Origin of the sequence: Archangium violaceum, assembly GCF_016887565.1 — a bacterium.
Lineage (GTDB): Bacteria > Myxococcota > Myxococcia > Myxococcales > Myxococcaceae > Archangium > Archangium violaceum_B.
The window spans coordinates 4,313,961-4,333,025 of sequence record NZ_CP069396.1 but is presented as its reverse complement, the minus strand read 5'-3'; the positions used below and the strand labels follow the sequence as shown (position 1 = coordinate 4,333,025).

Here is a 19,065-nt window from a genome sequence, read left to right as displayed (position 1 = left end):
TGGGGCCAGGAAATCGCCCCGCCGCCCGGACGTCTGGGGAGCGAGCGACATGAATCCCATGATGAACCCTCAGCAGCAACGACAGAGCTTCGGCCGCCGGGCCACCAGTGCCTTCACCCGGCTGCTCGTCACCCTCCTCATCCTGGCGCTGGGCGGCGCGGTGGCCTTCCTGCTCTCGCAGCTCAACGCCCGTACCTTCACCCTGACCCTGGAGAACGGGCAGGTGGTGGTGATGAAGGGCCGGATGCTGCCCACCGGGGCGGTGCCCTACCGGCCGGGGGATCCGCGCCTGGCGGACACCTACGCCCCCATCGCCGTCGAGGGCCGGGACGTCTCGTCCCTGCTGGAGCAGAAGTTCACCGAGCGCGACGAGCTGGACCGGGCCCTCTTCCCGGTGCTGGAGGGGCTGGCGCGGCCGAAGGTGCAGTCGGATGACCCGGCCCTGCTGGAGAAGGGCCTGTACTACCTGCGGCGCGCGGACCTGCTCGGCGGGCTGACGCAGGAGCAGCGCCACACGCTGGAGACGATGAAGGCGGACGTGGCCTTCTTCCAGGCGAGGCAGAAGCTGGAGGAGGCGCGCCGGGACGTGGCGGAGGCGCTGGCGCAGCTGAAGCTGGCCGCGGAGAGCCGGAACCGGAACACGCAGCGGGCCAACCAGATGCTCACCACGGTGGGCCCGGCGGCGCAGGCGCTGGACAGGGCACTGCGGGCCGTGGATGGCAGCCTGCCCGAGACGCCCAATCCCCCGCCGGCCCCCGAGGGACAACAGGCGGAGCCCCCCCAGGCGGCCGGGACGCAGCCGGCGCCGGCGGCACCGCAGCAGGGGCAGCAGGGGGTACGGACCACCGACAGCGAGACGCAGCCGCGCCCCGAGGGGACGGGCACGACGCGCTGAATCCGTTCCCCGGTGCGGTATACCTGCGGCCCCCACGAGGAGACGCCGCATGACGATGACCCCGGTCCCCCCCGAGATGAAGAGACTCGAGCCGTTCGAGCTGGCCCTGCGGGAGGCCGGCATCGGCTACCCGGAGGTCACCGAGGACTTCCCCTGGGGACACCGGACGCTCAAGGTGAAGGGCAAGGCCTTCGTCTTCCTGACGCTCACGAGCGAGGGCCTGTCCATGTCCGTCAAGCTGCCGCAATCGAACAGCGCGGCGCTGATGATGCCCTTCGCGACGCCGACGGGGTACGGGCTCGGCAAGAGCGGCTGGGTGTCCGCCCTGTTCGGCGCGCGTGACACGCCCCCGCTCGAGCTGCTGCGCCAGTGGATCGCCGAGAGCTACCGCGCCGTGGCCCCGAAGAAGCTCGCGGCGCTCATCGGCGGTGACGAGGGAGCGCCGAAGGCGGAGAAGGCCCAGAAGGCGAAGCCCGCTCCCGCCAAGGCCAAGAGCGCGCCGGCCCGGAAGTCCGCGCCGGCCGCCCAGAAGACCGCCGCGAAGAAGACGGCGGAGAAGAAGAGCGCCGCGAAGAAGACCTCCGCGCGCCCCCGGAGCTGAGGCGTACGAGGAACTCCGGGCCTACTTGCCCTTCATCAAGCCGATGAAGGGCAGGTTGCGGTAGCGCTCGGCGTAGTCGAGGCCGTAGCCCACCACGAAGACGTCATCGATGACGAAGCCCTTGTAGTCGATGGGCACCTGGGTGCGGGCGCGCGCGGGCTTCTCCAGCAGGGTGGCCACCTTGAGCGACGCCGGGTGGCGGGCGCGCAGGTTCTCCAGCAGGAAGCTCATGGTGAGCCCGGTGTCGATGATGTCCTCGATGACGAGCAGGTGCTTGCCCGCCATGGGCTTGCTCACGTCGGTGGTGATGCGCACCTCGCCCGTCGTCTCGGTGCCGCCCTGGTACGAGGACACCCCGAGGAACTCGATCGTCAGCGGCAGATCGATGGCGCGCGACAGGTCCATGGCGAAGTACGCCGAACCCTTCAGCACGCAGATGAGCGTCAGGTCCTTGCCCTGGTAGTCGCGGGTGATCTGCGCGCCCATCTCACGCACGCGGGCCTGCAGCTTCTGCTCATCGATGTGGATGCCGACGTCCTGCTCGTAGAAAGCCACGGTGCTACCTCTACACGTACGCGTTGTTCATGATCTCCCCGAAGCCGCCGCCGCCGGGGACGATGTACTGCCGGTCATCCAGCCCGCGCTCCTTCTCCCACAGCTCGCCGGGGATGGTACCGAACACCTCCGGTGGAGAGAGCCCGCGGTCCAGACGCAGCGCGTACACCACCACATCCGGGTGCTCGCGGGAAATCCTCCGCAGGAACTCGGGGGTGACGATCAGGTTGAGGCTGAGGATGCGCCGGGGCGTGCCGGGCACCTTCTCCTTGTACATGGACACGGCGGTGCTGAGGCTGCCGCCGGTGGCGCCCATGGGGTCGGGGAACAGGACGATCGCGTCGTCGATGTCCCCGCCAATCTTGGCCCCGCCGATGTTCGACCCCACCACCGTCTCCTTGGCGTCGATCATCCGGCTCATGATGATGTGATCCTGCCGCACCAGCACCGGATCCACCGTGGTGTTGAGCAGGTCGTACGTCACCTGGGAGGGCAGCGTGCCGGCGCGGGCGATGTTCACCGTCACCGCGCGCACGGCCGGGTCGATGACCTCGCCCTGGTAGATGCCCTGGGGCGTGTGATCGATCATCCGGGTGGGCAGGGCCACCATCTTGCGCGGGAACTCCGCGTTGATGACCGTCTTCACCAGGTCCGTGTAGAGCAGCGCCACCAGCCGGTTGATCTCCGGCTGCACGGTGCCCTTGGAGCACAGCTTCGCCAGTTGCGAGAGCAGGAACGGATTGCCCACCAGGTGGACGTTGGGTCCATACCGGTGGGGCATCTCGCTCAACAGGAAGGGGACGTTGGCGTAGAGGGTGTCGCGCATGGCCCGGGGCTCCTCGGTCTCAGAACAGCTTCATCGTCTGGGGGGGCGGAGTGGCCTCGGCGGGCTCGGGCTGGTGGCACTTGCGGCAGCGCGCCTCGTAGGCCCCGGCGGCGCCCACCACCACGCGCTCACCCCTGTCCACCAGGCGCTGCGAGCGGTTGGCCGGATTTCCACACACCACGCAGATGGCCAGTTGCTTCGTCACATACTCGGCGATCGCCAGCAGTTGCGGCATCGGCTCGAAGGGACGGCCCTGGTAGTCCTGGTCCAGCCCCGCGGCGATGACGCGCAGGCCCTTGTTGGCCAGTGCATCACAGACCGCCACCACCTCGGCGCCGAAGAACTGCACCTCGTCGATGCCCACCACCTGGGTCTGCGGCTGCAGGTGGAGGAAAATTTCTTCAGCCCGTTCGATCGGAATGGACGTCAATTTCAGCTGCGAGTGGCTCACCACCTGCGTCTCGTCGTAGCGATTGTCCAACTTCGGCTTGAAGACCTGGACGTCCTGCTTGCCGTAAACCGCACGCTTGATGCGCCGGATGAGCTCCTCGGTCTTGCCGGAGAACATCGAGCCGCAGATGACCTCTATCCACCCGATGTCTTTGGGGAATTGTTGCACGCGAAGGCTCGTCGGGGGCTGTGCGGGAGCGCGGGTCTCCTCTGACATGCCCCCCCTGGCACGTCAACTTTCCAAAACCCCCGGACCCATCCCGCGCCCGGCCCGCGCGGGGAACGGCCGTTCCACTCCAGCGCTGGCAAGCATCTTGAAGAGCCCCTGTCCCGGATACCAACGGGGAGGTGCGGGTGGCGGCGACGCAGGCGACACACGGGGCGGGGATCGACGGGGCTTCCTTCCACATCACTCCGGCGGCGGTGCTGCTGCTGGTGCTCAACCTGCTGGATGGGCTCTTCACCCTCACCTTTTTACAGCTGGATGTGGCCGAGGAGCTCAACCCACTGATGCGGGTGGCCTATGAGCACTCACCCCTGGCCTTCATGGCCGTCAAGGTGACGATCGTCAGCCTGGGGCTGACGCTGCTGTGCCTGCACCGCTCGTTGAGGATCAGCCAGCGGGCCATCCAGGCGGGCGCGGCGCTCTACTGCGTCATCGATGTGTACCACCTCGCCTTCCTGGCCCATCTCTGTCAGCGAGGCATCGGTTGAGCCACGAGAAGCCCCGACAGGCTTGATTTTCCGGGTCGGTCTGACTCAGGCTCCCCCCCCAGCTCGTACCTCAGGGGTCTGTGGGGGGACCATGAACATCACCGACGTCAAGGTGTACCCGGTCGAAGAGGATAAGCTGAAGGCCTACGTGACCATCACCCTGGATCACTGCTTCGTGATCCGGGATTTGAAGGTCATCCATGGAGCGTCTGGACTCTTCATCGCCATGCCGGCCAAGCGGCGGAAGGACGGGACGTACAAGGACATCGCTCATCCGCTCAACGCGGACACGCGCAACCAGATGGAGCGGACCATCCTCATAGAATACGAGCGGCACCTGCAGACAGCCGCCGGGGGAGCAACCGTCTTCCAGGCGGCTGAGCACGACTGAGCACGGCCCGAGCGTTGGCGCTCAAGGCTCTTCCCTTCCGGCACGGGGCGCGCTAGTAGCGCGCCCATGCAGCAGCCGCGAGACTTCAAGGTGTTCACCGGGAGCTCCAACCCGGGTCTGGCCCACCGCATCTGCGACTACCTCAAGCGTCCCTTGGGGAAGGCGTCGGTGGGCCGTTTCTCCGACGGGGAAATCCACGTGGAGATCGGTGAGAACGTCCGCGGCCTGGACATCTTCATCGTCCAGTCCACCTGCCCGCCGGCGAACGACCACCTGATGGAGCTGCTCATCATGTGCGACGCGCTCAAGCGCGCGAGCGCCGGCTCCATCAACGCCGTCATCCCCTACTACGGGTATGCCCGGCAGGACCGGAAGGTGGCCCCGCGCACGCCCATCACCGCCAAGCTGATCGCGGATCTGCTGGAGGTGGCCGGCGCCACGCGCGTGGTGTCCATGGACATGCACGCCGGGCAGATCCAGGGCTTCTTCAACATCCCCTCGGATCACCTCTACGCCTCGCCGGTCTTCCTGGACGATCTGCGCAAGAAGTTCCCCGACTCGCAGGACCTGGTCATCGTCTCGCCGGACGCGGGCGGCGTGGAGCGGGCGCGCGCCTACTCCAAGCGGCTCAACTGCGGCCTGGCCATCATCGACAAGCGCCGGCCGCGCCCCAACGCCTCCGAGGTGATGAACCTCATCGGCGACGTGAACGGCAAGGACGCGGTGCTGGTGGACGACATGGTGGACACCGCGGGCACGCTCACCCAGGCCGCCGCCGCCCTGAAGGACCGGGGCGCGCGCCGGGTGATGGCCTACGCCGTCCACCCCATCCTCTCCGGGCCCGCCATCCAGCGCATCCAGGACTCCACGCTGGAGGAGGTCGTCTTCACGGACACGGTCCCCCTGTCGCCCGCCGCCCAGGCGAGCGGCAAGATGCGCGTGCTCACCACCGAGCGTCTCTTCGGTGAGGCCATCGCCCGCATCCACCGCGCCGACTCGCTCAGCTCCCTCTTCGTCTAGGCGGAGAAGGGCATTCCCGCCCGCCGGGTGGCTTGACTCTGGCCGCCCGCGCTGGCATGTCGCACCCCACACCACGCCGGCCCTCTCTTTCTGGAAGGCGCCGTCTCGGGGCCCGCCACGGGGGCGGGATGCCAGAGGCGCCAGGGCTCCGGCGGGTCACATCGCAGTCCCCACCGAGGAAGATCCATGTCCATCGACAAGAGCACGCTCGAGGTGAAGGCCCGTGAGGGCGCTGGCAAGGGCGCCGCGCGCCGTCTGCGCGCCCAGGGCCTGGTGCCCGCCGTCGTCTACGGCAAGCACCTGGAGAAGCCGCTGAGCGTCGCCGTCGACCCGAAGTCCGTGCGTCAGGCCATCAACACCCCGCACAAGTTCAACACCCTCATCACCCTCAAGGGCGTGGGTGCCGAGCAGCAGGTCCTCTTCAAGGACTACCAGCAGGATCCGGTCACGCGTGAGATCCTCCACGTGGACTTCATCGCCGTCCGCGAGGACGAGCAGGTGAAGGTGAACGTGCCCGTGGTGCTCAGCGGCAGGGCCGAGGGCGTGGCCGAGGGTGGTCTGCTCACGCAGATCCGCCGTGAGATCGAGGTCTGGGCCAAGCCGCGCGCCATCCCCGAGAAGATCGAGGTGGACGTGACGTCGCTGAAGATCGCCCAGGCGCTCCACATCAACGATGTGAAGCTGCCCGAGGGCATCACGGTGAAGTCGAACGTGAACTACACGCTGGCCGTCATCAGCGCGCCCGAGGGCGCGGTCGAGGCGGCTCCGGCGGCGGCGGCGGCTGCTGCTCCGGCGGCGGCGGCGGCCAAGCCCGCGGCGGGTGCGGCGGCCAAGCCGGCGGCCGGTGCCGCGGCCAAGCCGGCGGCTGGCGCGAAGAAGTAATCGCGTCTTTCCTGCCGTACGCGCGGGGCTGGTCCGGAAAAAGGGCCAGCCCCGTCCCTTTTGTGGAGGAGCGTCGCCATGAAGCTCATTTGTGGACTGGGCAATCCCGGGCGCGAGTACGAGCGGCACCGGCACAACATCGGATTCATGGTGGTGGAGGCGCTGCTGTCGCGGGCGCGCGCCGAGCTCAACCAGGAGAAGTTCCAGGCCCGGGTGGGCCAGGGCACCCTGGGGGGCGAGAAGGTCCTCTTCCTGGAGCCGCAGACGTACATGAACCTGTCCGGCCGCTCGCTGGCCGAGGCGGCGCGCTTCTACAAGGTGGCGGTGGAGGACATCCTCGTCATCCACGACGAGTTGGATCTGCCCTTCGGGCGGCTGCAGCTGAAGGCGGGCGGGGGCAGCGGAGGCCACAACGGGCTGAAGAGCAGCGTGTCCAGCCTGGGGGCGGACGGCTTCATCCGGCTGCGCTTCGGCATCGGCAAGCCGCAGGGCCCCAATGCCAAGGACCGGGTGGCCGGGTACGTGCTGTCCAACTTCGATGACGGCGAGCGCCGGCAGCTGGACGATCTGATCGCCCAGGCGGCGGACGCGGCCGACACCTGGGTGCGCGACGGGCTGGCGACGGCGATGAACCGGTACAACAAGCGGGCGCCTTGACTCGGGGGCGGCCCCCCCGTAGAAGGCCCCTTCCCCGCCCTCCGGGAAGTCACGGGGGGGCGGAAGTGTTCTTTTCCATCATCCCGGGTGCGTGCATCCGGGACGAAGCGCGAGGGCGACGGGCGCGCGGTTTTCCCGTTCCCGGCGGACGATCCCCCTTGGACCGTCCGAACCGTTTCCCCGCTCCACGGGCAACCGGGGGGCACTCAACCCCAAGGGGAGAGAAACATGGCTGAGACGCAGGCCGCCAAGCGGCTTCGTGAGTACGAGACCATCTTCCTGGTCAAGCCGGACCTCACCGACGACAACGTGGACAAGCTCAAGGAGCGCGTTCGCGGCATCGTGGGCCGTGAGGGTGGCAAGGTCCTCCGCTTCACGGTGTGGGGCAAGAAGAAGACGCTGTACCCCATCGCCAAGCAGCCGCGCGCCATCTACGTGCACGCCAGCTACCTGGGTCACACCAAGCTGGTGGCCGAGGTGGAGCGCAACCTCCGCAACTTCGACGAGGTGACGCGCTTCCTGTCCGTGAAGCTGGCGGACGAGGTGGATCCCGAGACCCGTCCGGTGCTCGAGGATGTGAAGCTGGCTGGCGACGTCGAGGAGACGCGTCCGGGTGCCGCGCCGGTCGAGCGCGTGGCGGCCGAGGACATCCCCGAGTCGGCTGATGAGGAGGCCACCGAGGAGGCTTGAGCCTTCCCGGGTGTCTTCTACGGACCCATTCCAGAGAAGAGAGAACACTCATGATCGGTAATGACAGGAACGCTCCCCGCGGCGGCGACAGGGACAGGGACAGGGACAGGGGCGACCGGGACGGTGGCGGTCGCGGCGGCGCCGGTGGTGATGACGAGAAGCGTGGTGGACGCGGCTTCGGCCGCAAGAAGGTCTGCCGCTTCTGCGCGGAGAAGAACGCGAAGGTGGACTTCAAGGATCAGTCGACCCTGAAGTACTTCGTGACCGAGCGCGGCAAGATCATCCCCCGCCGCATCTCCGGCAACTGCGCCAAGCACCAGCGCGAGATCGCCACGGCCATCAAGCGCGCCCGCGGTCTGGCGATGCTTCCCTACAACGCGATGGTCGGCTGACCGGCCGCCCCACGTACCAACGGAGACATCAACATGAAGGTCATTCTTCGTGAGGACGTCACGAACCTGGGCAAGTCCGGTGAGCTCGTGACGGTGAAGGACGGCTTCGGCCGCAACTACCTGCTGCCGCGCAAGCTGGCGGTGCTGGCCACCGAGCAGAACGTGCGTCAGCTCGAGCACGAGCGGGCGGTCATCTCGGCGCGCAACGCGAAGCTGAAGGGCGCGGCCGAGGAGCAGGCCAAGAAGATCGGCGCGGTGAAGGCCACCATCCGCCGCAAGGTGGGTGAGCAGGACAAGCTGTACGGTTCCGTCACGGCGCTGGACATCGCCGAGGCGCTGGCCGCGCAGGGTCAGACGGTGGATCGCCGTCACATCCACCTGCCCGAGCCCATCAAGGCGACGGGTCAGTACGAGGTGGAGCTGCGGCTGCACCGCGACGTGGTGGCGAAGATCAAGGTCGAGGTCGCGCCGGAGGCCTGAGCCCCCACTCCCTCTCCCGCTGGGAGAGGGTCGGGGTGAGGGTATCCGTCACCGTGAACAGACCGTGAAGTACCAGGGCCGTCCGGGAATCAACTCCCGGGCGGCCCTTGCATTTGCGGGAGAGAGCCGGAGGCGGGGCTGTGTGTGTCAGACGCAGCTGCCAGCCTGAGCTACAGGCCTGTAGACTGGCGGGACATCCATGGACAACATCCTCGACATTCGGACAGGAGGGCGGCGGTCCCACGAGGATCTCGCCGCCGAGCGCGCGGTGCTGGGAGCCGTGCTCGCGGACAACACGATCATCGCCAGCGTGGCGGAGGTGGTGAGCACGGACGACTTCGCCAGTCCGGCGCACGCGCAGATCTTCGCGGCGATGATCAAGCTGGACGGCTCGTCGCGGCAGGTGGATCACCTGACGTTGGCCGAGGAGTTGAAGGTACTGGGGCAGCTGGCGGCGGTGGGCGGCCCGGCGTACCTGATGAGCCTGGACCAGGTGGTGCCGGTCCCGGGCAACGTCATCCAGTACGCGAAGATCGTGAAGGACCAGGCGATCCGGCGGCGGCTGGCGGGAGTGGGGAGGGAGATCCAAGATCTCGCGAGCCAGGAGACGGGCGAGCTGGAGGTGCTGCTGGACGAGGCGGAGCGCAAGGTCTTCCTCCTGGCGGAGAAGAAGCGCGAGGGAGACCTGAGGCCCGTCAGCGACCTGATGGAGCACACGCTGGACCTTCTCGACAAGATGAAGGCGGCGTCGACGGGAATCACGGGCCTGTCCACGGGCTACGTGGACCTGGACAACCAGCTCACGGGCCTGCATGCGGGCGAGCTGATCATCCTCGCGGCGCGTCCTGGCTGCGGAAAGACGTCCTTCGCCATGAACATGGCGACGCACGCGGCGCTGGCGGATGACGCCAGGGCGGTGGCCATCTTCAGCCTGGAAATGCCCTCGGACCAGCTGTTGATGCGTCTGCTGGCGTCGTGCGCGCGCGTGGACATGAAGAAGCTGCGTGGTGGGCGGCTCACGGCGCATGACGAGGAGAAGTTCCAGGAGATGGCGGGCAAGCTCTACAACGCGCCCATCTACATCGACGACTCGGGTGGCCTGTCCCCGTTCGATCTGCGCGCCAAGGCGCGGCGGCTCAAGCAGAGGGATCCACGGCTGTCGCTGATCATCATCGACTACCTCCAGCTGATGCATCAGAAGGGCCGGGTGGAGAGCCGTCAGCTGGAGGTGGCGGAGATTTCCCGTGCGCTCAAGCAGCTGGCGAAGGAGCTGGAGGTGCCGATCATCGCGCTCTCGCAGCTGAGCCGTAAGGTGGAGGAGCGCAAGGGAGGCAAGCCGATGCTCTCGGACCTGCGCGAGTCGGGTTCGATCGAGCAGGACGCGGACGTGGTGATGTTCATCCACCGTGAGGACCAGACGGACGCGGAGGGGGGCGGAGGAGAGCAGCGAACGAGCTCGGCGATTCCGGTGCAGCTCATCGTGGCCAAGCAACGTAACGGCCCGATCGGAGAGATCGATCTGATCTTCCTCGCGGAGTACACGCGATTCGAGAGCCGGGCCCGAGTCGAATAGAGCCCCCGCTGTTCATCAACCCCTCTCCCTCTGGGAGAGGGACGGGGTGAGGGTATAAGCCCTCCGTGTTGCCAACTCAGTCCCGACCGGTCCGCAGATACCGAGTCACATAGGACTTGGCACGTCGAGCCGCACTCAAAGGCCCCCTCCCCCGCCCCAGTTCCACGGCGAGGGCCGAGGCCAGCCGGCACCCCGAGCCCCGGCGCTCTGGAGGGCGCGCGAGCCGCACCCCTTCCAGCACCACGTCCCGGCGAGGCAGACACAGCACATCCACCGCGCCCGTGGCCCGATGCCCGCCCTTGACCAACACCGCGCCAAAACCGTGCGCGATCAGGGCCCTGCCCGCCTCGAGGGCCTCGGCCACGGTGCGGACCTCGCCCCCGCCGAGCAGCCACGCGGCCTCGTCGAGGTTCGGAGTCAAAACCACCTTCGGCCCCGCGAGTGCCAGATAGTGCCGAGGCGTCAGCTTCGAGAGCACCTCACCTCTCGACGTCCGCACGACGGGGTCCACGACCCACCACGCGTCCACGCCGAGGAGCGACTCGCGAAGCGCCCCCAACAACGCGGGTCCAGGCACCTGCCCCAGCTTCACGGCATGCAACGGTCCCAGCTCGAGGGCCGCGGTCACCTGGGCCCGCAGCACGAGGGCCGGAGTGGGCCGGTACAGGAACGTCCCCCTACCCTGCGCCGTCTGCGCCGAGGGGACGGCCACCGGAGCACCGCCCAGCGCCCGAACCGCGGACAGATCCGCCAGCAACCCCGCGCGGCCGGTGGGCTCATGGCCGGCGCAGAGCAGGATGCGCGGAGGCCCGCTCACCGCCGGTGCTCGCGCGCCTTCTGGATGAGGGCCCGGTAGACACCCACGTGGGCGGGCACCGTGTTGAGCATCAGCTCCGGGTGCCACTGCACGCCCAGGGCGAAGGCGTACTGGGCGCACTCGATCGCCTCCACCACCCCATCCGGCGACACGGCGCTCACCACCACCCGCTCCCCGGTGCGCCGGGCGGCCTGGTGGTGCGTCGAGTTCACCATCAACTGACCCCGGCCCACGGCCTCGGCCAGCAAGGTTCCTTCGCGCACGTCCACCGGGTGCTGAGGCTGCGTCCGGTCATGCTTCTGCTCGTGCTCGTGCGCGCCTTGAACCTCCCGGCCGATGTCCTGGTGCAGCGTTCCACCCAGCACCACGTTGAGCAGCTGCATGCCCCCGCAGATGCCCAGGACGGGCATGTTGCGCTTGAGGGCCCCGCGCATCAGGGCCGTCTCGAAGGCCGTTCGCGAGACCTTCAGTGGCCCCATGCCCTCACGGGCCGTCTCGCCATAGGCCTCGGGAGGGATGTCGAAGGCGCCGCCGGTGACGACGAGCCCGGAGATGCGATCCAGGTACGCGTCCACGCACGCCAGGTCGTCCGAGTAAGGCAGCACGAAGGGCAGACCCCCGGCGCGCAGCACGGCGTCGGCGTAGGGCACCTTCAGCTCGTAGTACGGGAAGGGCGAGTCGGGCCGATTGGCGCTGTAGTCGGGGGTGATGCCGATGTTCGGCCGGCGGGGGGCCTGGCCATGAGGTTTGTGCGTCATGCGTCTCCGCCCGGGAGGCTAGCCCCCCGCGAGCCCCTGTCAAAAGCAGCGGACAGGCGGCTTGCCCTCGGAGGAGTCCCCCTCGCCCCTCCTGCGGGCAGGCGCACCACCGCCGCTACCCAGGCGAGCCCGGGGCGGACGGTGTGATCGCGGAGGACGGACGGTCCTCGGGGAAGGGACGGTGTGGCAGGGGCGTTCATCGGCTCTGGAGACGGGTGGGGGTTTAGCGGCGTTGACAGAGGGTAGCCCTGCTATAAGGTGGCGCGCCCTTTTCCAAGAGATTCCGAGGAGTTGAACCATGGCCAATCCGACCGACCCCAAGTACCTCGACAAACGCACGGTCGAACGCTACCTGCGCTCGGGTGTGGTGGACGAGAAGACGTACCAGCGCCACATCGAGTCCCTGCCGGACGCGGCCGAGAAGTCCGTGCCGGTGGAGACGGTGATGCACGACGAGCTCGAGGACGACGAGGACTTCGAGGACGAAGACGAGGGCGACGAGGACGAGGACGAGGACGAGGACAACGAGGCGGCCGAGTAACGTCATGAGCGAGGAGAAGCGCGGAGAGACGTTCGTGATGAAGGGCGAGGCGCGATCCACCGCGTCCGAGGCCCCCATTACCTTCAGCACCTTCCTCATCGGCCTGGCCTCCAGCGCCCTCATCCATCTGGGGGAGGCGCCCAATCCGGAGACGGGCAAGGCCGAGCGGGACCTGGTGCTCGCTCGCCAGAGCCTGGACTTGCTGGGGATGCTGCACGACAAGACGCGCGGCAACCTCACGCCCGAGGAGAAGCAGCTCTTCGACAACCTCCTGGCCGATCTGCGCATCCGCTTCGTGGAGGCGAACAAGCGTTGAATTCCCCGGCCTCCTCCTCTCAGCGCCTGCCGCGAGGCGTCCGCTTCGCGGCGGCGGTGTGTCTGGTGCTCTCCAGCCTCACCGGGCTGTTCGCCCTCAGCGAGGCCCTGGGCCTGGGCCATCTCTCGGAGCTGAAGGAGTCCAGCGAGCCGCGCATCACCCTGATGGCCGACAAGGCCGTCACCGAGCGCGCCTTCGAGGCCCAGTTCGCCGCGCTCGAGCCCATGCGCGAGCCGCGCTCGCTCGTGCTGGGGGCGCTCTCGGTGGCGTGCGCCCTGGTCTTCGTGTCCGCCGGCCGGCTGCTCCGGCCCGACGGGCTCCCCCTGGGGCGGATGCGCCGGCTGCTCGGAGGGGCCGCCATCGCCGCCGCCTTCCTGCGCACCATCGACGGCGCCCAGTGGATGGTGGTGGCCAGGCGCATGGGCATCGCCATGGCCGAGGCCATGAGCACCCTGCCCGAGTTCAAGGAGCCCGAGATGGCCGCCCAGGTGAAGGCCACCGTGCCCCTGCTCATGTCGGGCAGCACGGTGCTGCAGACGGCCTTCGTCGCCGGCACCTTCGCCCTGCTCGGCCAGTACTTCCGCAGCGAGCGCGTCCGTCAGGCCGTCAGCGCCCAGGACGGCCACCTCGCCGAGGAAGAGGACTGAGAAGCCCCCGGGGCCCTACGCCGCGATGCCCCTGAGCAGGTGCTCCAGGGGGGGCTCCGACTCCGTGCCGTTGAGCTTCAGCCGGGTCGTCGGCACGCGGTGGAGCTCCAGCAGCAGGTCCCGCTCCACCCCGTACACCCACGCCAGGTGGCCCAGCGGCCAACGGGCCTGCATCCGCGCGAAGGCCTCGTCGTCGAACTCCCCGTCCAGGCACTCGGGCAGCTCCACCTCGTCATAGAGGAGCCGCTCGCCCCCTACGTGCTGGCCCCTACCAAAGGCCATGACCTCCTCGTACTCCTGGGGGTCATAGACGTAGGAGTGCACGGTGACACCCACCGCCTGGGACAGCAGGCGGGCGAGCGCCTGATGCTCGCTGTACCAGTGCGAGCCCCGGCGCCCGGCGGAGTGGGCCCCATCCAGCGACAGGCGGATGATCTTGCGCCGGCGATAGATGGAGACCGTCAGCAGGGAGTCCGCCGCGGCGCCGTCCTCGACGAGCGCCTGCCGGGCCAGCTCCATGAGCCTCAGGCCCCCCAGGGATTCAACTCGGATGAGATAACCGCCGTGCGCTTCCAGAGGACTCCCCCCGCTAATGAGCCGGCATATACCCGGGCTCCGTGGAGAAACGCAACTCCCGGAGAGCCCGGAAGTCCGTAAAGGCTCAAACTTTCACCTTCACGCAACAAATGCAATGTGGATGTTCAGGCCGTTCTTGCCAAGGGTCCTCCGGCCCTTACGTTGAGGTCATGCGACTCGACAAGTACACGGTGAAGGCCCAGGAAGCCATCCAGGAAGGGCAGTCGTTGGCCCGGCGTGCCGATCATCCGAATTATGAGCCGGAGCACCTCGCGACGGCGCTGCTCGGACAGAAGGACGGCATCGTCGAGCCGCTGCTGCGCAAGGTGGGGGTGGATGTGAAGCTGTTCGCCAGCCGGTTGGGCGAGGCGCTCCAGAAGCTGCCGCGGATGCAGGGCGGCGAGGGCGCGATGCTCGGCCAGCGGCTGATGAAGACCTTCGACAAGGCCGAGGACGAGGCCAAGTCGCTCAAGGACGACTTCATCTCCAGCGAGCACCTGCTGCTGGCCCTCACGCAGGACAAGGGGGCGGTGGGCGAGGTGATGAAGTCCTCGGGCGTGACGCGCGACCGCGTGCTGAGCAGCCTCAAGGAGGTGCGCGGCTCGGGGCGGGTGACGAGCCAGGACGCCGAGTCCACCTACCAGGCGCTGGAGAAGTACGGGCGCGATCTGACGGAGGCGGCGCGGGCCGGGAAGTTGGATCCGGTGATCGGCCGGGACGAGGAGATCCGCCGCTGTATCCAGGTGCTCAGCCGGCGCACGAAGAACAACCCGGTGCTCATCGGTGAGCCGGGCGTGGGCAAGACGGCGATCGTCGAGGGCCTGGCGCGGCGGATCATCGACGGGGACGTGCCCGAGGGACTGAAGAACAAGCGCCTGGTGACGTTGGACCTGGGCGCGATGGTGGCGGGCGCCAAGTACCGCGGCGAGTTCGAGGAGCGCCTCAAGGCGGTCCTCAAGGAGGTGGCGGACGCGGCGGGGGAGATCATCCTCTTCATCGACGAGCTGCACACGCTGGTGGGCGCGGGCAAGGCCGAGGGCGCGATGGACGCGGGCAACATGCTCAAGCCGGCGCTGGCGCGCGGTGAGCTGCACTGCATCGGCGCGACGACGCTGGACGAGTACCGCAAGCACATCGAGAAGGACGCGGCGCTGGAGCGGCGCTTCCAGCCGGTGATGGTGGGCGAGCCCACGGTGCACGACACCATCAGCATCCTGCGTGGCCTCAAGGAGCGCTACGAGGTGCACCACCACGTGCGCATCCAGGACTCGGCGCTGGTGGCGGCGGCCAACCTGTCCAACCGCTACATCTCCGACCGCTTCCTGCCGGACAAGGCGATCGACCTGGTCGACGAGGCGTGCAGCCGCCTGCGCATCGAGATCGACTCGATGCCCACGGAGATCGACGACGTGCGGCGGAAGATCACCCAGCTGGAGATCGAGCGCGAGGGCCTGCGCAAGGAGACGGATCCGCACTCGAAGGAGCGGCTGGCGCAGATCGAGAAGGAGCTGGCCAACCTCAACGAGAAGTTCAACTCGCTCAAGGCTCACTGGGACCAGGAGAAGAAGGCCATCGGTGAGATTGGCGCGCTGAAGGAGAAGCTCGAGAAGGCGAAGAACGATCAGGCGACGGCGGAGCGGCAGGGCGACTTCAACAAGGCCGCGGAGGTCAAGTACGGCGTCATCCCCGGCCTGGAGAAGGAGATCACCCAGCAGAACGCGAAGCTGGCCGAGCTGCAGAAGAGCCACAAGTTCCTCAAGGAGGAAGTGGACGCGGAGGACATCGCGGCGGTGGTGGGCAAGTGGACGGGCATCCCCGTCTCCAAGCTGATGGAGGGCGAGGTCCAGAAGCTGGTGAACATGGAGGACCGGCTGGCCAAGCGGGTCATCGGACAGCGCAGCGCCATCGAGGCGGTGAGCAACGCGGTGCGCCGGGCGCGCTCCGGGTTGCAGGATCCGAACCGGCCCATCGGCTCGTTCATCTTCCTGGGCCCCACGGGCGTGGGAAAGACGGAGACGGCCAAGGCGTTGGCGGAGTTCCTCTTCGACGACGACAGCGCGATGGTGCGCATCGACATGTCCGAGTACATGGAGAAGCACTCCGTGGCGCGGCTGGTGGGTGCGCCTCCGGGCTACGTCGGCTACGAGGAGGGAGGCCAGCTGACGGAGGCGGTGCGGCGCCGGCCGTACACGGTGGTCCTGTTCGATGAGATCGAGAAGGCGCACCCGGACGTCTTCAACATGCTGCTGCAGATCCTGGACGAGGGCCGGCTGACGGACAGCCAGGGGAGGACCGTGGACTTCAAGAACACAGTGCTCATCATGACGAGCAACGTGGGCTCGCAGGCGCTGCAGGAGGGGATGGCGGGCAAGGAGGAGCTGGACGAGGCGACGCGCAACGACGTGATGGGGATTCTGCGGCAGCACTTCCGGCCGGAGTTCCTCAACCGGGTGGACGAGATCATCATCTTCGAGCCGCTGCGGAAGAAGGACATCCAGAGCATCGTGGACATCCAGGTGGCGAGGATGCAGAAGCTGCTGGCGGACAAGCGGCTGACGCTGGAGCTGACGGAGGCGGCGGAGGCGTTCCTGGCGGAGCGTGGCTACGACCCGACGTACGGGGCGAGGCCGTTGAAGCGTGCCATCCAGAAGTACCTGATGGATCCGCTGGCGCTGAAGGTGCTGGGAGGCGAGTACGCACCCGGGGACCACATCATGGTGGACGCGGGCAAGGACGCGCTGAAGTTCGGCAAGGGCCAGGCGAAGGCCGCGTAATCGGCCTGTCTCCCCTCCCCTGTTGAAGCGAGAAGCCCGGTGGCCCCGTGAGGGTCGCCGGGCTTCTTCGCGACGGAATTCGTCAGCCGGAGCGCGCAAACCGTCACCCGTCCAGGTGTGGCGAGAGCGGGCTCACAACATCTCGGGGACTTGCGCGAGTTCACGAGACGGCACGATCCCTGCTCTGCGGCCGACGGCACAGCTCAACCGAGAGAGGGATCGATGCGAAGAGGAAGGAATCATCCGTGGAGGGCACTGCTGGTGCCGCTGTTGGGCACCCTGCTGTGGGCCGTCCCGGCCACTGGCGAGAGCCATCCAAGGAGGGAGTGGGACTCGTTCGCCCGGGGCAGGCTCGCGACAAATGAGCGCCACTCGATAGCGGTGGACGAGGACGGCAACGTGTGGTCCTGGGGCATCGAGGCCATCGGGCAGATCCGGGGGGACCGATTCAAGAACCAGCAACTGCCGGCGCGAGTCCCGAGCCTGTCGGAGGTGACGACCGTCGCGCTGGGCGACAATCACGCACTGGCGCTGCGCCGGGATGGCACCGTCTGGGGATTGGGTAGCAACGACCTCGGCCAGCTCGGAAGCGGCCAGGATCCCTGGGGACAAGAAGGCCACCTGACCCCGGTACAGGTCTCGGGCCTGACCGACGTCATCGCCATCGCGGCCAGGGCCCATCACGGACTGGCTCTGCGCCGGGATGGCACCGTCTGGGCCTGGGGTGCCAACTGGTACGGCCAGCTCGGTGATGGAGAGGGCCTCGATCGGTACCTGCCGGTGCCGGTGCTGGGACTGAAGGACGTGGTGGACATCGCGACGAGCGCCCAGCACAGCTTGGCGCTGCGCCGGGATGGCACCGTCTGGGTCTGGGGCGACAACTCCTCCGGCCAGCTCGGGGACGGGACGTACACCAGCAGGCCAACGGCCGCCCCCGTACCGGGACTCACGGGCGTGGTCGCCCTCGCCGCGGGCGTCACCCATTCGCTGGCGGTGCGCGCGGACGGTTCCGTCTGGGCCTGGGGCGGAAACGGAGCGGGACAGCTCGGCGATGGAACGAGGGCGAGCCGCGCCACGGCCGCGCCGGTTCCGGGCCTGACGAAGGCGGTCTCCCTTGCCGCGGGTGACCAACACTCGCTGGCGGTGCGCGGGGATGGCTCCGTGTGGGGCTGGGGCAGCAACTGGCTCGGCCAGCTCGGCGATGGAACCCTGCAGGACCGGCTCACGTCGGCTCCGGTCTCGAACCTGAGGGGAGTAGTGGCGCTCGCGGCGAGCTCCCAGCACTCGATGGCACTGCACAGGAATGGCACCCTCTGGGCCTGGGGCTTCAACTCCGGCCAGATGGGGACCGGCTCGGACTTCCGGCCCGCCCCCGTGCGTTTGAAGAACCCGCGCAACGTGGTGGACGCGGCCATCAGCTACTACAGCGCCCTGGCGGTCCGCGCGGATGGCACCGTCTGGGCCTGGGGTAACAACGACGCAGGTCAGCTCGGCGATGGAACGCGCATCACTCGCGCCGAGCCGGGTCAGGTGCCGGGCTTCTCGGACGCGGTGGCCGTCGAGCTCCAGAACCTCTCGGCCTTCGCGCTGAGCGCGGATGGCACCGTCTGGGCCTGGGGCGACAACTCCTCCGGACTGCTCGGAGACGGGACGCGCGTCTCCCGGTCCACGCCCATGCCCGTGCCGAACCTGTCGGGCATCGTCGCCCTCGAGGGGTCCTCCGGGCACCTCCTGGCGCTGCGCCAGGACGGCACCGTCTGGGCCTGGGGCAACAACGCCTCCGGACAGCTCGGGGACGGAACGACGACTTCCCGGCTCACCCCCGCGCAGGTGCCGGGCCTGTCGGAGGTCGTGGCACTCGACGCGGGCTCCGGATTCTCCCTCGTGCTGCGCCAGGACGGCACCGTCTGGGCCTGGGGCGACAACGCCGCCGGCCAGCTCGGAGACGGGACGCGCGTCTCCCGGCTCACCCCTGCACGGGTGCCGGGCCTGTTGGACGTGGAGGCCCTCTCAGCGGCCTCTCTCTCCGTCCTCGCGCTGCGCCAGGACGGCACCGTCTGGGGCTGGGGCGGCAACGCCTCCGGACAGCTCGGGAGAAATCCGTCCTACACCCAACCCACCCCATCGCCGGTGCCGGGCCTGACGGAGGTGTCCGCCATCTCGGTCGGCGGCCTGTACGGTCTCGCGCTGCGTCGGGATGGAAGCGTCTGGAGCTGGGGCGGCAACACCTCCGGCACCCTGGGGTATGCAACGGCGGGCGACCTTTCCGCCACGCCCGCCCCGGTCCCGCACCTGACGGACATCGTGACCCTCGTGGCCGGCAGCGAGAGCGCCCTGGCGACACGCGCGAACGGTGAGGTGCTGAGCTGGGGTAACAACGCGAACCAGACGATCGGGGACGGCGTGTCCAGCCTGCACACCCGCCCGAGCCCCGTGTTGCTTCCCTGCCATTTCACGAGAATTTCCCCGACGGAGCACCCCGCTATCAACCCGTGAGGTGGTGCCCCTGG

Annotated in this window: 22 protein-coding genes; 16 read left to right on the top strand and 6 right to left on the bottom strand. The window is 68.3% G+C overall.

The features are described from left to right. Nucleotides 1–49 precede the first annotated feature (49 nt). Together JRI60_RS17970 and JRI60_RS17965 are read left to right on the top strand one after the other, a co-directional pair. Entirely contained in the window at nt 50–895 is an 846-nt protein-coding gene (locus JRI60_RS17970) for an IF-2 protein (RefSeq protein ID WP_204227086.1), read from the top strand. A gap of 49 nt (nt 896–944) precedes the next feature. After that, nucleotides 945–1,496, top strand: coding sequence for an MmcQ/YjbR family DNA-binding protein (locus JRI60_RS17965; protein ID WP_204227085.1), 552 nt, complete (start codon nt 945–947; stop codon nt 1,494–1,496). A gap of 21 nt (nt 1,497–1,517) precedes the next feature. On the opposite strand, the gene hpt is transcribed toward JRI60_RS17965, so the two are convergent. The 3 genes from hpt to JRI60_RS17950 are packed head-to-tail and all read right to left on the bottom strand — an operon-like array spanning nt 1,518 to nt 3,496. After that, complete coding sequence (hpt, locus tag JRI60_RS17960) at nt 1,518–2,051, bottom strand: hypoxanthine phosphoribosyltransferase (protein ID WP_204227084.1); 534 nt, start codon at nt 2,049–2,051, stop codon at nt 1,518–1,520. Nucleotides 2,052–2,061: 10 nt separating this feature from the next. After that, nucleotides 2,062–2,877 (bottom strand): uracil phosphoribosyltransferase, encoded by an 816-nt coding sequence (locus tag JRI60_RS17955; RefSeq protein WP_204227083.1) that lies wholly within the window; start codon nt 2,875–2,877, stop codon nt 2,062–2,064. A gap of 19 nt (nt 2,878–2,896) precedes the next feature. Beyond that, a complete protein-coding gene (locus JRI60_RS17950; RefSeq protein ID WP_343213411.1) occupies nt 2,897–3,496 on the bottom strand; it encodes a thymidine kinase in 600 nt (199 codons plus the stop codon). Between the two features lie 185 nt (nt 3,497–3,681). Here JRI60_RS17950 and JRI60_RS17945 point away from each other — a divergent pair, with 185 nt between their 5' ends. From JRI60_RS17945 to dnaB, 9 genes are all read left to right on the top strand, one after another. Then, complete coding sequence (locus JRI60_RS17945; RefSeq protein WP_239470586.1) at nt 3,682–4,041, top strand: DUF5658 family protein; 360 nt, start codon at nt 3,682–3,684, stop codon at nt 4,039–4,041. Nucleotides 4,042–4,132: 91 nt separating this feature from the next. Further along, nucleotides 4,133–4,432 (top strand): septation regulator SpoVG, encoded by a 300-nt coding sequence (spoVG, locus tag JRI60_RS17940; protein WP_204227080.1) that lies wholly within the window; start codon nt 4,133–4,135, stop codon nt 4,430–4,432. Nucleotides 4,433–4,498: 66 nt separating this feature from the next. Next, on the top strand, nt 4,499–5,452 hold the full coding sequence (locus JRI60_RS17935) for a ribose-phosphate pyrophosphokinase (protein ID WP_204227079.1): 954 nt from the start codon (nt 4,499–4,501) through the stop codon (nt 5,450–5,452). A gap of 186 nt (nt 5,453–5,638) precedes the next feature. Beyond that, nucleotides 5,639–6,334 (top strand): 50S ribosomal protein L25/general stress protein Ctc, encoded by a 696-nt coding sequence (locus JRI60_RS17930; RefSeq protein WP_204227078.1) that lies wholly within the window; start codon nt 5,639–5,641, stop codon nt 6,332–6,334. Between the two features lie 78 nt (nt 6,335–6,412). After that, entirely contained in the window at nt 6,413–6,991 is a 579-nt protein-coding gene (pth, locus tag JRI60_RS17925) for an aminoacyl-tRNA hydrolase (protein WP_204227077.1), read from the top strand. Nucleotides 6,992–7,219: 228 nt separating this feature from the next. Continuing rightward, entirely contained in the window at nt 7,220–7,681 is a 462-nt protein-coding gene (rpsF, locus tag JRI60_RS17920; protein WP_204227076.1) for a 30S ribosomal protein S6, read from the top strand. A 50-nt stretch (nt 7,682–7,731) separates the two neighbouring features. Further along, the gene (gene rpsR, locus JRI60_RS17915; protein ID WP_204227075.1) at nt 7,732–8,073 is read left to right on the top strand and encodes a 30S ribosomal protein S18; all 342 of its coding nucleotides are present in this window, start codon (nt 7,732–7,734) and stop codon (nt 8,071–8,073) included. Nucleotides 8,074–8,106: 33 nt separating this feature from the next. Continuing rightward, nucleotides 8,107–8,553, top strand: a complete 447-nt coding sequence (gene rplI, locus JRI60_RS17910) for a 50S ribosomal protein L9 (RefSeq protein WP_204227074.1) — start codon at nt 8,107–8,109, stop codon at nt 8,551–8,553. A gap of 199 nt (nt 8,554–8,752) precedes the next feature. Further along, nucleotides 8,753–10,126, top strand: coding sequence for a replicative DNA helicase (gene dnaB, locus JRI60_RS17905; protein WP_204227073.1), 1,374 nt, complete (start codon nt 8,753–8,755; stop codon nt 10,124–10,126). Nucleotides 10,127–10,202: 76 nt separating this feature from the next. On the opposite strand, the gene thiD is transcribed toward dnaB, so the two are convergent. Together thiD and JRI60_RS17895 are read right to left on the bottom strand one after the other, a co-directional pair. Beyond that, nucleotides 10,203–10,943: a bifunctional hydroxymethylpyrimidine kinase/phosphomethylpyrimidine kinase gene (thiD, locus tag JRI60_RS17900; RefSeq protein ID WP_204227072.1), complete on the bottom strand. Its 741-nt coding sequence runs from the start codon at nt 10,941–10,943 to the stop codon at nt 10,203–10,205. After that, nucleotides 10,940–11,701, bottom strand: coding sequence for a gamma-glutamyl-gamma-aminobutyrate hydrolase family protein (locus tag JRI60_RS17895; RefSeq protein ID WP_204227071.1), 762 nt, complete (start codon nt 11,699–11,701; stop codon nt 10,940–10,942). The genes thiD and JRI60_RS17895 overlap by 4 nt, the downstream gene beginning before the upstream one ends. 298 nt (nt 11,702–11,999) lie before the next feature. Between JRI60_RS17895 and JRI60_RS17890 the strand changes: the two genes are divergently transcribed. Genes JRI60_RS17890 through JRI60_RS17880 form a run of 3 tightly spaced genes read left to right on the top strand, consistent with a single transcriptional unit; the run spans nt 12,000 to nt 13,205 of the window. After that, on the top strand, nt 12,000–12,242 hold the full coding sequence (locus tag JRI60_RS17890) for a hypothetical protein (protein WP_204227070.1): 243 nt from the start codon (nt 12,000–12,002) through the stop codon (nt 12,240–12,242). Nucleotides 12,243–12,246: 4 nt separating this feature from the next. Continuing rightward, nucleotides 12,247–12,558 carry a DUF1844 domain-containing protein gene (locus JRI60_RS17885; RefSeq protein ID WP_204227069.1) on the top strand — a complete coding sequence of 104 codons (312 nt, stop codon included), beginning with the start codon at nt 12,247–12,249 and terminating at the stop codon, nt 12,556–12,558. After that, nucleotides 12,555–13,205 (top strand): hypothetical protein, encoded by a 651-nt coding sequence (locus JRI60_RS17880; protein WP_204227068.1) that lies wholly within the window; start codon nt 12,555–12,557, stop codon nt 13,203–13,205. Before JRI60_RS17885 ends, JRI60_RS17880 begins: the two co-directional genes overlap by 4 nt. 15 nt (nt 13,206–13,220) lie before the next feature. On the opposite strand, the gene JRI60_RS17875 is transcribed toward JRI60_RS17880, so the two are convergent. Then, the gene (locus JRI60_RS17875; RefSeq protein WP_204227067.1) at nt 13,221–13,724 is read right to left on the bottom strand and encodes a hypothetical protein; all 504 of its coding nucleotides are present in this window, start codon (nt 13,722–13,724) and stop codon (nt 13,221–13,223) included. Nucleotides 13,725–13,951: 227 nt separating this feature from the next. On the opposite strand from JRI60_RS17875, the gene clpB reads away from it, so the two are divergent. Both clpB and JRI60_RS17865 read left to right on the top strand, forming a co-directional pair. Then, on the top strand, nt 13,952–16,555 hold the full coding sequence (gene clpB, locus JRI60_RS17870) for an ATP-dependent chaperone ClpB (RefSeq protein ID WP_204227066.1): 2,604 nt from the start codon (nt 13,952–13,954) through the stop codon (nt 16,553–16,555). Between the two features lie 222 nt (nt 16,556–16,777). Continuing rightward, nucleotides 16,778–19,051, top strand: a complete 2,274-nt coding sequence (locus JRI60_RS17865) for an RCC1 domain-containing protein (RefSeq protein ID WP_204227065.1) — start codon at nt 16,778–16,780, stop codon at nt 19,049–19,051. Nucleotides 19,052–19,065: the final 14 nt, after the last annotated feature.